At 64.6% G+C, this 14,457-nt stretch carries 8 protein-coding genes; 6 read left to right on the plus strand and 2 right to left on the minus strand.

The window, feature by feature from the left end:
* The first annotated feature begins 18 nt into the window (after positions 1-18).
* From ACO055_RS14270 to ACO055_RS14285, 4 genes are read left to right on the plus strand one after another with little or no spacing between them, the layout of a single operon-like run.
* Positions 19-1,473: a multiheme c-type cytochrome gene (locus tag ACO055_RS14270; RefSeq protein ID WP_422059537.1), complete on the plus strand. Its 1,455-nt coding sequence runs from the start codon at positions 19-21 to the stop codon at positions 1,471-1,473.
* Positions 1,474-1,478: 5 nt separating this feature from the next.
* The gene (locus tag ACO055_RS14275; protein ID WP_422059538.1) at positions 1,479-3,455 is read left to right on the plus strand and encodes a heme-binding protein; all 1,977 of its coding nucleotides are present in this window, start codon (positions 1,479-1,481) and stop codon (positions 3,453-3,455) included.
* Positions 3,456-3,458: 3 nt separating this feature from the next.
* Positions 3,459-5,405, plus strand: coding sequence for a hypothetical protein (locus tag ACO055_RS14280; RefSeq protein ID WP_422059539.1), 1,947 nt, complete (start codon positions 3,459-3,461; stop codon positions 5,403-5,405).
* Between the two features lie 2 nt (positions 5,406-5,407).
* Positions 5,408-9,748, plus strand: a complete 4,341-nt coding sequence (locus ACO055_RS14285) for a hypothetical protein (RefSeq protein WP_422059540.1) — start codon at positions 5,408-5,410, stop codon at positions 9,746-9,748.
* A gap of 527 nt (positions 9,749-10,275) precedes the next feature.
* Here ACO055_RS14285 and ACO055_RS14290 read toward each other — a convergent pair.
* A complete protein-coding gene (locus tag ACO055_RS14290) occupies positions 10,276-12,369 on the minus strand; it encodes a RelA/SpoT family protein (protein ID WP_422059541.1) in 2,094 nt (697 codons plus the stop codon).
* Positions 12,370-12,495: 126 nt separating this feature from the next.
* Here ACO055_RS14290 and ACO055_RS14295 point away from each other — a divergent pair, with 126 nt between their 5' ends.
* Entirely contained in the window at positions 12,496-13,380 is an 885-nt protein-coding gene (locus ACO055_RS14295; protein ID WP_422059542.1) for a glycosyltransferase family 2 protein, read from the plus strand.
* Between the two features lie 108 nt (positions 13,381-13,488).
* Here the strand turns inward: ACO055_RS14295 and ACO055_RS14300 are convergent, their stop codons facing one another.
* On the minus strand, positions 13,489-13,815 hold the full coding sequence (locus tag ACO055_RS14300; RefSeq protein WP_422059543.1) for a CC_3452 family protein: 327 nt from the start codon (positions 13,813-13,815) through the stop codon (positions 13,489-13,491).
* 127 nt (positions 13,816-13,942) lie between these two features.
* Between ACO055_RS14300 and ACO055_RS14305 the strand changes: the two genes are divergently transcribed.
* Positions 13,943-14,452: a winged helix-turn-helix transcriptional regulator gene (locus ACO055_RS14305; RefSeq protein ID WP_422059544.1), complete on the plus strand. Its 510-nt coding sequence runs from the start codon at positions 13,943-13,945 to the stop codon at positions 14,450-14,452.
* Positions 14,453-14,457: the final 5 nt, after the last annotated feature.

Below are 14,457 nucleotides of genomic sequence, written 5' to 3' on the forward strand. Positions count from 1 at the left end.
GGGAAAGGGGACACAGGGATGACGACCGACGCGATAGCAAAGCGCGGCGAGCGACCGTGGGCGGCCATAGCGGCGTTCGCGGCGCTATTGCTTGCGCTCGTGATCGCTGCGGTCGTCGCTGCCCCTCCCGCCCGCTCGCAGGGCGGCGAGGCCGGGCGCCATACCGGTGTCGCTTCGTGCGCCGGATCGACCTGCCACGGCCGGATGGAAGGCGACGGCATCGTCGTCCGTCAGGACGAATTGATGAAATGGCAGGAGCCTTCGACTCCGGGCGGCGCGCATAGCCGCGCCTGGGCCGTGCTGTCGAACAGCCGCAGCCAGTTCATCGCGCGCAATCTCGGCATCGGCGATCCATCGAAGGCGCCGATGTGCCTGGGGTGCCACAGCACCGCCGGCGCCAGCCGCGGTGCGGTACCGCTCGACGACGGCGTCGGCTGCGAATCGTGTCACGGCCCGGCGGGCGGCTGGATATCGAGCCATTATGCCGGCGTCGGCACCAACTCTGATCCCGACCGCGAGATGCGGGAGAAGCATCTGTCGAACCTGCGCGCCGGCCTCTGGAAGCTCGAGGATCCGGTGGTGCGTGCGGGCGTCTGCGTCGACTGCCATTTCGGATCGAAGGGCGAAGGCCAGTTTGTCACGCACCGCATCATGGCGGCGGGCCATCCGCGCATCTCGTTCGAACTCGACCTCTTCTCCTCGCTCCAGGCGCATCATTACGAAGATGACGATTATGGCTCGCGCAAATTTGGGGCGCGGAAGGCGCGCACCGATCATGTCCAGATGTGGGCCGTCGGGCAGGCGGTCGCCCTCGAACGCAGTCTCGACCTGTTCCAGTCGAAGCGCGGGACCGAGGGGATGTTCCCCGAATTCTATTTCCTCGATTGTCACAGCTGCCACCGCCGCATCTATGATCAGGCGAAACCGCTTCGCACCGGCGTCGACAATCCCGGCCGGGTGATGTCGGGCGGCGAGAAATGGCCCGAGGGTATTCCGCCCTATAATGACGAGAATCTGATCATGCTCTCGGCCGCGGCGCGGCTGGCGTCGCCGGCGCTTGCGGACCAGCTCGCGGCGCGCACCGCGGCGTTCCATCGCGCGATGACGACCGACCGTGCGAGCGCCGTCGCTGCGGCGGCCAAATTGGCCGAGACGGTATCGGCGCTGAAGAGCGCCTTTGCGGCGCGCAGCTTCTCGACCACCGACGCGTTCGCGCTCGTCGATGCGGTTTCGGCCCCAGCGATCAACGACCGTCTGACCGACTATGAAGGGTCGCAGCAGGCCGTGATGGGGGTCGACACCTTGCTCAACTCGATGGTGTCGTCGGGCCGCGTCACGGTCGGCGCGGCCGCCGGCATCCGCGCCGACATCGACCGCGCTTATAGTGCGGTCAAGGATCCCAACAGCTTCAAACCGACCGATTTCCAGGCTGCGCTCGGCAGCGCGGTGCGCTCGATCCGGGCGCTGCGGTAAGAGATATGCAAGCCAAGACCCATCTTTTCCGCTCGGCGGCGCTGGCCGCGATCGGCTCGCTGCTTTTGGTTTCGTGCGGCGGGGGCGGGGGCGGGACGCCCACCCCGGCGCCCACGCCGACGCCAACTCCCACGCCCGCCCCGACCGGCGGCCTCTTCACCCCGCCCGCCGCTGAATCGCTCAGCGTCACCGAGGTGCAGACGGTTCTCGCCAATGCGATCTCGGAAGCGCAGGCGCGCGGCCTGCCGTCGGTGATCGCGGTGACCGACCGCGTCGGCAACGTCCTCGCCGTCTTTCGCATGAACGGCGCGCGCGCGACCGCGACGACGGCCCCCGCGCCCAACGGCACCAATATGGACGCGCAGAACGTCACTTTTCCGGCCGAGGGCGGCGCGATCGCGAAAGCCATCACCGGCGCGTATCTTTCCAGCGGCGGCAACGCCTTTTCGACCCGCACGGCGAGCCAGATCGTCCAGGAGCATTTCCCGCCTGCGCCGACGACCGTCGGGCTCGAAAGCGGGCCGCTCTATGGCGTGCAGTTCAGCCAGCTTCCGTGCAGCGATTTTTCGTCGCGTTTCGGTGCTGCGGGTGCTGCGGCGCTGATCGGGCCGAAGCGCTCGCCGCTCGGCCTTGCTGCCGATGCGGGCGGGCTGCCGCTCTATAAGAATGGCGTTCTCGTCGGCGGCATCGGGGTGATGGGCGACGGTGTCTATGGCCTCGATACCAATATTCTCGATGTCGAGAATGATCCCGAGGAATTTATCGCGCTCGCGGGTACGCGCGGGTTCGAAGCGCCCTCGACGATCACCGCCGACAAGATCAGCGTCGACGGCACGACCTTGCGCTTCTCCGACGCGACGTTCGCCGGGGTGATGAGCAGCGGCGGCGCCGGTTTCGCTGGCCTCAACGGCGTCGTGGGCAATCTGGTCGCGGTCACCGGCTATGCCAATGCGGCCGTGATCGCGGGGACGGCCTATGGCACCGAAGCGTCGGGCATCCGCGCGTCGACAGCAGCCGAATTCTCGAACCGCGACGCGTTCGTCTTTACCAACGGCAGCGGCACCAACCGCTTCCCGATCCGTGCCGGCGCCGACGGCGCCGCGGTCGCGACGCCGCTTTCGGCGGCCGAAGTGCGCGCCGTGCTCGAGGAAGCTTTCACGATCATGAGCCGCGCGCGCGCGCAGATTCGCCGCCCGCTCGACAGCCGCGCGCAGGTGACCATCAGCGTCGTCGACACCTTCGGCACGCCGCTCGGCATGGTCCGCTCGCCCGATGCGCCGATTTTCGGATCCGACGTCAGCCTGCAGAAGGCGCGCACGGCGGCCTTCTTTTCGACCGCCCAGGCCGGAGCGGAGCTCAGCGCCAACGCCAGTGCCGACATCCGCCAGTTCGTCACCGCGACGCGCACCTTCCTGAACAACCCGGCGGCGCTGACGGGGACGATCGCGTTTCCCGACCGCGCGAACGGCAATCTGTCGCGGCCCTATTTCCCCGACGGCGAGGTCGGCCGCCCGAACGGACCACTGTCGCGCCCGATCGGGCAGTTCAATCCCTTCTCGACCGGGCTCCAGTCGGCGCTGATCATCGGGAATGTGGGCCAGCATGTCGGCTTTTTGCAGGGCGCAAATCCCGACACGCCCGCCCGCTGCACCACGCTGCCCGACGTCGTGCCGGGGCAGAACCGGCTGCAGAACGGCATCCAGATCTTTCCCGGGTCGGTCCCCATCTATCGCGGCAACACGCTCGTCGGGGCGATCGGCGTGTCGGGCGACGGGATCGACCAGGACGATATGATCAGCTTCCTCGGCACGCATAATGGCGGCGCGCGCGTTGGCGGGATCGGCAACGCGCCCTCGGCGATCCGGTCGGATCAGGTGGTCGTCACCTTGGCGGACGGAGCGAAGGTGCGCCTGCGCTATATCGGCTGTCCGTTTGCGCCCTTCCTCGACACGGCGCAGCAAAATGTCTGCGACGGGCTGTAGGCGATGAGCGTCGAGGTCAGCCTTTGGCCGATCATTGCGACGCTCGCGGCGCAAGGGGCGCCTGCGGCCGAAGTGCCGCCGGCGCCGCCTGCGGCCGATCCGCCCGCGGTGGACGAGAGCGGCGCGGCGGTTGCCGTCGCTCCGGCCGAGCCATCGATCGACGAGCTGACGCCGCCACCTCCGCCGGTCGACTGGCAGGAAGTGATCAAGGACGATCTGGTCACCCAGATCATCGAGGGCCGTCGTCGTCCGGGCTATACCCCCGACCTGCCCGATCAGCTGACGCAGGACAATGTCGGCGCGCTTCGCCCGCCGCCGCCGCAGGCCTTTCCGGGGATCGAGGACCAGCTTCCGGTTCCCGACCGCTGGCGCCTGATCGAGACGCTGGGCGTCGTCAAGGAACGCTGGTTCGACCCCTATCACCAGAACACGTTGAAGGGCGATCGCGCGATCGACCCCGCAAAGGTCAAATGGCTGCCGATCAAGGGCGACGACTGGTTCTTCGTCCTGAACGCCGTGTCGGACACGGTGTTCGAACCGCGCACCTTCCCGATTCCCGTCGGCGTCCAGACCACCGAGCGCCCCGGCAGCGTCGACGTCTTCGGCAAGGACCGCAGCTTCGTCGTCGCGCAGACGTTCATCGCGGGCGCCGCACTGATCAAGGGTTCGACCGCCTTCAAGCCGCCCGACATCGAATATCGCGTCACGCTTGCCTATCAGGCCAATTATGTCGACGTGCCCGAACGGCGCGTCCTCGACGTGCGCCCGTCGAAGAAGAGCCATCGCTACGACAGTTTCCTCGGCGTCCAGGAACTGTTCGTCGACAAGCATCTCGGCAACGACAGCGACCGGTTTGACTTTCACTCGATCCGCATCGGCATCCAGCCGTTTCAGAGCGACTTCCGCGGCTTTCTGTTCAACGACAGCCAGCTCGGCGTCCGCCTGTTCGGCAACCGCGACAACAATCGTTTCCAGTATAATGTCGCGGCGTTCTGGCGGCTCGAGAAGGATACGAACAGCGGCCTCAACGACATCACCCAGACGCCGCGCGACGATTTCATCTTCACCGGCAATGTCTATCGCCAGGATTTCCCGTTCGTCGGGCTGACCAGCCAGGTCAGCGTGACCTATAACCGGAACCGCGAAAAGAACGACATCCAGATCGACCACAATGGTTTTCCGGTGCGGCCGGCGCTGATCGGCGATCTGCGCGGGCGCGAATATGACGTGACCTATCTGGGCTACAGCGCCGACGGGCGCATCGGCCGGATCAACGTCACCGCCAGCTTCTATGCCGCGCTCGGCGAAGACCGGAACAGCATCTTCACCAGCAAGCCCGCAAAGATCCGCGCCGGCTTTGCTGCCGCCGAACTCAGCTATGACCATGACTGGATGCGGTTCCGCCTGTCGGGGCTGTACGCGAGCGGCGATCGCGATCCCTATAATAATGTCGAAGGCGGCTTCGACGCGATTTTCGAGAATCCGATCTTCGGCGGCGCCGACACTAGCTACTGGATCCGCCAGACGATCCCCTTTGCGGGCGGCGGGCGCGTCATCGCGATCAGCGGCCGCAACGGCATATTGAACTCGCTACGCTCCTCGAAGGAAGAGGGACAGTCGAACTTCAACAATCCCGGCACGGTGTTCCTGGGCGCGGGCGCCGATTTCGACCTCTCGCCCGAAACGCGCGTCAGCCTCAACGCCAACCACCTCTGGTTCGACAATACGAAAGTGTTGCAGACATTGCGCGTCGAAGGATCGATCCCCAAGGATATCGGCTTCGACTTGTCGGTTGCGGGCATCTGGCGCCCGAAAGCGACGCAGAATATCGTCGGGCGCCTCAGCACCGCGGTCCTCCTTCCGGGCAAGGGGTTCAAGGATTTGTTCGACAACAAGCAGGGTAACAAGGCGTATGTCTCGATCCTCGCCAATGTGATCGTGAGTTTCTGACGATGGCGCGCAAACTCTTCGCTCTCCTTGCCTTCGCGATGATGACGCTGGCGTTCGGCGCGCAGGGCGTGCGCGCGTCGGAGGAAGAAAAGCCGGTCAAGGTCGTCTATCGCTTCACGCCCCCGGCGCCGAAGGAGCAGACCGAGGCGCAAATGGCCGAGAAATCGGCGGGCTGCTATAGCTGCCACGTCCGCACCGACCTGCCCACGATGCACAGCACGCCGGCGGTGCGGCTCGGCTGCACCGATTGCCACGGCGGCGATTCGACCTCGCCTGCCGCCTTCGGCAAGCCCGAACTCGGCTATGAAAACGTCTATAACCTCGCCGCAAAGAAGGCCGCGCACCCGCAGCCGACCTTGCCTGGCGCATGGGGCGGCAGCCCCGCGAACCCGAAGCGCAGCTACACGCTGCTCAACAAGGAATCGCCCGAATTCATCCGTTTCGTGAACCCCAGCGACTATCGCGTCGCGCGCGAGGCGTGCGGGTCTTGCCACCTCGAAGTGATCGAGGCGACCGAGCGGTCGATGATGTCGACCGGTGCGATGTTGTGGGGCGGGGCGGCGTATAACAACGGTATCATCCCCTATAAGAATTACATCTTTGGCGAAGCCTATACGCGCGACGGCGAGCCTGCGTGCCTCCTCTCGCCGTCGTCGCGACTGACGAAGGAAGACTATGCCGAGGCGTGCAAGCCGAGCTTCGATCCCGAAAAAATCCTGAAGCCCGAAGAGAAAAAGCGCGGCGCGCTCGCCCGAATGTATCCGCTCCCGCGCTGGAGCGTGATCCCGCCCGGTGACGTCTTCCGCGTCTTCGAGCGCGGCGGACGCAATGTCAGCACGCAGTTCGCCGAAATCGGACTGCCGAACCCGTCGGGCAGCATCCAGCGCCTCGAAGAGCCCGGTCGTCCCGACCTCAAACAGTCGAACCGCGGACCGGGGACCGGCCTTCGCGTGTCGATTCCGGTGCTTAACATCCACAAGACGCGCCTCAACGATCCTCTGTCATGGTTCATGGGGACCAACGACCAGCCGGGCGATTATCGGCATTCGGGCTGCGCGGGATGTCACGTCATATACGCCAACGACCGCGAGCCGCGGCATAGCCTGATCTATGCGAAATATGGCCGCGACGGCGAGACCGCGACCGTCGACCCGACGATTTCCGACCGCAAATGGAAGCCCGAAAGCGACGATCATGGCGGTAGCGCGCACGGCGGCGGCGGCGGCGGCGGCGGATCGGATCATGGTGACGGCGCGAAACATGCGCCCGATCCCGACCAGCATGGCGCGCTCGTCGATCCGGCCGACGCTGCGGCGGGTCCGCAGGCCAAGGCCAGGAAGGAGCGGCTCGAAGCGGGCCATCCGATCGGTCACGCTTTCACCCGCGCAATCCCGACATCGCAGTGCATGTCCTGCCACATGCACCAGCCGAATATCTTCCTGAACTCGTACCTTGGCTATACGATGTGGGACTATGAGTCCGACGCGCCGCAGATGTGGCCGGGGCCGGACAATACGGCGCCGCGGCCGCCGGGAATGAGCGACGAGGAATATCAGAAGAAATATAAGCAGCAGCATTATCCGACTGCCGCCGAAGTTCACAAGACGCTGGAGCGCAATCCCGAGGGTGCGGCAACGCGCGGACTATGGTCCGATGTCGAGTTCCTCCGCGATGTCTATGACGTCAACGATTCCAACCAGAACACGCAGTTCGCCGACTATCATGGTCACGGCTGGAATTTCCGCGGCATCTTCAAGCGCGATCGCAACGGCAATCTGCTCGACGCCGACGGCAATATGTCGACCTATGGCACCGATCAGGCGCATATCATCGATCCCAAGGATCCCGAGAAATGGCGCAAGAGCTGCAGCCATTATACCGATCAGAAGGAACGCGACCTGTGCCTGAGCAGCGCGGATCCGGGCAAGCCGGGCGTCGAGGGCAAGTTCGTGCCGCCGGGCATCAACCCCGGCAAGGCCGTCCATATGATGGACATTCATGCCGAAAAGGGCATGCAATGCGCCGACTGCCATTTTGCGCAGGACGCGCACGGTAACGGCTATATCCAGGGCGAAGTCGCGAATGCGGTCGAAATCGGGTGCAAGGACTGTCACGGCACTGCCGACGCGCTGCCCAACCTGTTGACGTCGAACGTCGCGGCGCGGCCGCAGGGCACCAATCTGGCACTGCTGCGCAACAGCGACGGCCGCCGCCGCTTCGAATTCCAGTATAATGACGATGGCGAAGTCACGGGCCTGATCCAGCGTTCGATCGTCGATCCGAAGCTGGAATGGCAGGTCAGTCTGGTGAAACAGGCAGTGACCCCCGGACCGCACTTCAACGCCAAGGCGGCGCGCGCGAAGCTGATGTCGCGGTCGGGCGCCGACGACGGAACCTATGCCTGGGGACCCGGCGTCGCGAAGGAAGATCGCGCGCACGGCGACGACAAGATGACCTGCTTCACCTGTCACTTGTCATGGACGACGAGCTGCGGCGGTTGCCATTTGCCGATCGAGGCGAACTGGAAGACCAAGATGCACCATTTCGAGGGGGAGGAGACACGCAATTTTGCGACCTATAACCCGCAGGTGGCGCGCGACGAGATGTTCCAGCTCGGCCGCCATATGACGACCAAACCCGGCGAACCCGGCCCGAACGGCGAGGTCCGCGGAATCATCACGCCGGTGCGATCGACATCCGCGCTCGTGCTGTCGTCGACCAACCTCAATCGCGAACGCATCTATGTTCAGCAGCCGCCGATCAGCTCGGCCGGTTTCTCCAGCCAGGCCTTCGCACCGCATTTCCCGCACACCGTGCGCCGGCAGGAAACCAAGCAATGCACCGACTGCCACCTGTCCCAGGCCGACGATAACAATGCGATCATGTCGCAGCTGACATTGATGGGCACCAATTTCGTGAACTTCGTCGGGCTCAACGTCTGGTCGGGTCAGGACGGCAGCTTCCAGGCGACGCGCGTCACCGAATGGGACGAACCGCAGGCGGTGATCGGCAGCTATCTGCAGAAATATGCCTATCCCGACTATTGGAAGCTGCACGTCGAACAAAATGGCCGCGAGCTCAAGAATTGGGTCCGCGGCAAGGCCTTCGACAAGAAGGTGTCGGGCGAAAAATATGCGCTCGAAGAGTTCGCCAACGTCGTTCAGGACACGAGCGGACGGGTCAACTGCCTGCAACAGCGCGGCGAATATATGTTCGTCGCCGAAGGCAGGGGCGGCTTTCGCGTCTATGACGTCGCGTCGATCGGCAACAAGGGCTTCTCCGAACGGATCATCCGCGCGCCATTCTCGCCGCTCGGTCATGACACGCATGTGAAGACGACCAACGCGACCTGCATGGCGATCGGCACCAACCAGCCGATCAGCCTCTCGCGCAACGACCATATCGTGAAGGACTTCCCTGAAAACCAGGAGCAGTCCTTCCATCCGCTGTACCGCTACGCCGTGATCACCGACAGCGTCGAAGGGCTGATCCTCGTCGACATCGACACAATGGCGAACGGCGAATTCCGCGACAACAAGCTCACGCGCGCGTTGACGTGGAACGAAGGCAATGTGCTGGCCGGGGCGCGGCACGTCACCCTCGCGGGCAATTATGCCTATATCACCACCGATGCCGGGCTGGCGGTCGTCGACCTGTCGACGCCGCTCGAACCCCGGCTGACGGCACAGCTGCCGCTGACCGACGCGCGCGCGAGCGCCGTCCAGTTCCGCTACCTGTGGGTCACCAATGCCGAGGGTGTCAGCCTGTTCGACATCACCAATATGGCGCAGCCGGTTCCGGTCCCACAGGGGACGGTGCGGGTCGCCAATGCGCGCAAAATCTATATCGCGCGCACCTATATGTATGTCGCGGCAAAGGCCGACGGGCTGGTGCTCGTCGATGTCACCCGCCCCGCGGCGCCGGTCGTCTGGCCGGGCCTGACCTTCAATGGCGCGCTGAACGATGCCGAGGATGTGATCGTCGCTTCGACCAATGCGTCGCTCTTTGCCTATGTCGCCGACGGACGAAACGGCATCAAGGTGCTCCAGCTGACGAGTCCCGATAACCCCGGCCTCTATGGCTTCTCGCCGAAACCGACACCCGAACTGATCGCCTGGGCAAAGACGCCATCGCCGGCGCTCGCGCTGTCGAAAGGTCTCGACCGCGACCGCGCAGTCGACGAAAGCGGCGGCCAGATTGCGGTCTTTGGCCGCGTCGGCTCGCGCCCGTTCACGCGGCCCGAGATAGAGAAGCTGTTCCTCAACAGCAAGGGGATGGTCTACAAGGTCCGCGACGAGGTCGACCAGAACGCCTGGCGCCCGCCGCTGCTCTACGCGAACTGACGACCGGCGGCTAACGAGCAATTGCTGACCTATCGCTTATCGTCACCCCGGACTTGATCCGGGGTCCATGACGACGGTGCAGCGATGGATCCCGGATCAAGTCCGGGATGACGAAGGGAAGGGAGGCAACGCCCGCTCGCCTCCTCGGAGCGGGCATCCGTCGCGCGCAAAAAAAACGCTGTCCTACATTATTCGGCTGTGCCAGCCTTTGTCTCGGCTCTTTGAACATGGGGACAAAAGCGATCGCCACCTGTCTTACGGATCGCGGCAAAAGCTAAGGCGCGGCATGTCTGCGGAGCGCGACAAACCGGGGGCTGCACGAGGCTGAACTTTCCTGAACTTTGGAAGGAAGCGGCGGCCCATGCGGCGGCAATTCCATCATCGTCTCCCCGGTTCCTTCGATCATCGTCACCTCGGACGTGATCCGGGGTTTACGAAGTCGGGCGCTGGCATGGGTCGCGGATCAGGTCCGGGATGACGAACGGGGGACAGCCGGGCTCCGCGCGGAAACTGGGGCGGCGACCTGCCTAAAGCCGCTCGGCCTGCACGACATTGTCCGACGCGCGCAGCGCCGACAGGATGCGCATCACATGGTGGACGTCGCGCACCTCGACAACAATGTCATAGGTGTGAAAGCCGCCTTCGCGGTTCGACAGGCGCAAGTTGGTGATGTTCGCCGAATTGGCGGCGAGGATGCCCGACATTTCGGCCAGCGTGCCGGGCTCGTTGAGGATCACGACGCACAGCCGCGCATTGCCGCCCTCGCTGTCTTCCTGCCAGCGCAGATCGATCCAGTCGGCGTCGATTCCGTCGGCCAGGCTGGGACAGTCGATGACATGCACCTCGATCCCCTCGCCCGGCCGCGCAAGGCCGATGATGCGGTCGCCCGGGACGGGGTGGCAACAGTCGGCCAGCTGATAGGCCACACCGGGGGTCAATCCGGCGATCGACACGGCGGCGCCTTGCGTCAGCTTGCCGGGCTTGGTCTTCATCTCGGCCGTGATGCCGGGCACCAGCGCTTCGAGCACCGCATTGTCGCTGAACCGCTGCTTGGCGATCGCGACATAGAGCGCGCTGTCGTCCTCGAGCTTCAGCCGCGTCAGCGCGGCGGCGCGCGCCTTGTCGCCGACCTTGTTCGGCAGGCGCGCGACGATCTCGTCGTACATCTTGCGGCCGAGCGCGGCCAGTTCGACCTTTTCCTTTGATCGGACGTGGCGGCGGATCGCGGCGCGCGCCTTGCCGGTCACGGCAAAGCCCAGCCAGGCGGGCTGCGGCGTCTGTTTGTCCGACGACAATATCTCGACGGTATCGCCGTTCGCAAGTTGGGTGCGCAGCGGTACCAGCCGTCCGTTGACCTTTGCGCCGACGGTGCGGTCGCCCAGCTTGGTGTGCACCGCATAGGCGAAATCGACGGGCGTCGCGCCCTTCGGCAGCTGGTGCAGGCTTCCCTTCGGCGTGAAGGCGAAGATGCGGTCCTGATACATCGCGATGCGCGTGTTCTCGAGGAACTCGTCGGGATCGTGCGTCTGTTCCAGGATTTCGAGCAGGTCGCGAATCCATCCCGCCTGCCCGTCGGGCGCGGTGCCGCCCTGCTTGTATGCCCAGTGCGCGGCCAGGCCGAACTCCGACTGCTGGTGCATGCCAAGGCTGCGGATCTGGATCTCGATGCGCATGTTCTGCTGGTGCATGATCGTCGTGTGCAGCGACTTGTAGCCGTTGCGTTTCGGCGTCGAGATATAATCCTTGAAGCGGCCGGGGACCATTTTCCACTTGCGGTGGAGAATGCCGAGCGCGGCATAGCAGTCGGCGTCGGTCGGCGTGATGATCCGGAACGCGATGATGTCGGTCACCTGCTCGAAGCTGACGTGCCGCTCCTGCATCTTGCGCCAGATCGAATAGGGGTGCTTTTCGCGCCCCGATACATCGGCCTCGATGCCGTTCTTCGCCAGCAGTTCCTTGAACTCGCGGCTGATGCCCGCGACCTTGTCCTTGCCACCCGCGGTCAGTTTCGCAAGGCGGCCGGTGATCGTCGCATAGGCTTCGGGCTCGAGCTCGCCGAACGCGAGCAGCTGCATCTCGCGCATATATTCATACATGCCGATCCGCTCGGCGAGCGGGGCATAGATATCCATCGTCTCCTTGGCGATGCGCCGCCGCTTGTCGGGATTCTTGATGAAATGCAGCGTCCGCATATTGTGCAGCCGGTCGGCGAGCTTGACGAGCAGCACGCGGATATCGTCGGACATCGCGAGCAGGAATTTGCGCAGATTTTCCGCGGCACGCTCATTCTCGGTCTGTGCTTCGATCTTGCTGAGCTTGGTGACGCCGTCGACGAGCCGCCCGACATCGGCGCCGAACAGCCGCTCGATCTCCTCGGGCGTCGTCAACGTATCCTCGAGCGTGTCGTGGAGCAGCGCGGTGACGATCGTCTCGCTATCGAGATGCAGGTCGGTCAAGATGCCCGCGACCTCGACCGGATGGCTGAAATAGGGGTCGCCCGAGGCGCGCTTCTGGCTGCCGTGTTTCTGGACCGTGAAGACATAGGCGCGGTTCAGCAACGCCTCGTCGACGTCGGGGTCATAAGCGCGAACGCGCTCGACAAGTTCATATTGCCTGAGCATTGCACCCAATGTCGTTCATGCGGGCCCAATTGCAATGCGAAACTTGCTTTCATATTCTCCCAGAGGTTAGCAACTTTGGTAAAGTCCGTTGGAAGCATCGGTCGCGGGGGGTAGGACCGGGAGCTGATGGGGACCGATATTCTCGATTCGACGATCGTGCCGCGGGTGTCGATGGTGATGCCCGTGCACAATGGCGCGCGCTGGCTGGCCGCGGCTATCGAGTCGGTGCTGGTCCAGGATTTCCGGGATTTCGAGCTGATTCTCGTCAACGACGCGTCGACCGACGGCTCGTCCGCGATCATGGCCGAAGCTGCGGCGCGCGACGCGCGTGTCCGGCGCATCGACCTCGACGTCAATGTCGGGCTGCCGGCCGCGCTCAACAGCGGCTTTGCCGCGGCGCGCGGCGCGTTGCACAGCTGGACATCGGACGACAATCTGCTTCGCCCGCCGATGATCGGCCGCCTCGTCGCGACGCTCGATGCGCATCCCGACGCCGATATCGCCTATGCCGACTTCACGCTGATCGACGAGGACGGGGTCGAGCTTGGCCGTTCGCGCGTCGGGCCGATCGAGCGCCTGTTGCACGGCAACAACGTCGGCGCCTGCTTTCTTTATCGCGCCGCCGTGACGGACGCGCTGAACGGCTATGACGCCGGCCTGTTCGGCGTCGAGGACTATGATTTCTGGCTCCGCGCCGCGAAGCGCTTCCGCTTCGTCGAGCTCCACGAGGATCTCTATCGCTACCGGAAACATGGGGGCAGCCTGACGAGCCAGCGCGCCGAGCAAATCCAGGCGCTCACCGCGACGATCGTCGAGCGTGCCATCCCCGCGGCGCTGCCGGCCCGGCAGCGGAGCGAAATCCTGCTCAGGCTTGCGCTCAAGAGCCATTGGCGCTGGCGGTACGATCTTGTGTACCGCGCCTTTCGCGCGCACCCCGGACCCGTTGCCCGGCAGCTGCCGGAGCTGGCGCACTGGTCGCTCATCGCCGCGCGCCGACGCCTGACCGGTTGAATCAGAAGAGCCGCCGCGCTCCGCGAGAGGAAAGCGCAGCGGCTCTGTGCAGCCGGACCGAACTGGGGAGCAAGAAGAGGGGAGCGCGCCCCTGCCCGGTCGGCCGGATTATTTTGCGGCGTTACAGCGCGCGAGCTCTTCGGCTGCGATCGCCGTGCCGTTCACGGTAAAGCTCTTCACTTCGCCGGCCTCGCGGGCGAGGCTGGCGCAGATGATCAGCGGGCGGCTGGTGCCGCGGCCCGCGCCGCAGCTCGGCCCGTCGCACGACCAGATGACATCGCGCGCAACGAACTTGCCGGTCTTGGGGGCGTTCGCGAGTTCGGCGCGATAATAGGCACCGCCGGCGGCGTTGGCCGCTGCCGGAATCAGCGCCGCGCCGCCCAGCGTCGCGCCCAGCAAGGGTAGCAACAGAGCGGGGGAAGAAAGCTTGATCATGGGGAGGTCCTCCTGTTTTGGGCAACCCTAAAGGGTTGCAAAATGAAATTTAGGAGGCGGGTTGCAAATTGCAACCAAAGGCGCATATTTTTTTGTGCGACGGGCAATTTTACGTTAGGGTAGGTTGATGGGAAAATTACGCGAACCGCTGAACGATATTTACGGTGATAATTGCGCGTTGCCGCTTGCGCTGGAGGCGATGGGCGAACGCTGGTCCTTCATGATCCTTCGCGCAGCCTTCAACGGCGTCCATCATTTCGAGGAGTTCCAGCAGGAGCTCAGCATCGCGCGCAACATCCTGTCGAACCGTCTGTCGCGGCTCGTCGACCATGGCATCATGGCGCGCGAAGTGATGGCCGAGGACCGCCGCAAGGTGCGGTACCAGCTCACGCAAAAGGGCGTCGAACTGTTGCCCGCGATGATCGCGCTGCGCCAGTGGGGCGAGAAATGGGGCGCCGGCGTACCATCGACGCCCGTGCTCGTGGACAGCCACGACGAGCAACCGATCGGGCCGGTAACGATCACCGCGCACGACGGTCGCGCCCTGTCCTATGGCGAGCTGGTGTGGAAGCACCGCTCGGAACTGCAGCCACTCGGGCAGGCGCGCGTGCGCATGGCGCCCGTAGCGGCCGAGTGATCCCT

It is taken from the genome of Sphingopyxis sp. (genome assembly GCF_965227415.1).
Taxonomy (GTDB): domain Bacteria; phylum Pseudomonadota; class Alphaproteobacteria; order Sphingomonadales; family Sphingomonadaceae; genus Sphingopyxis.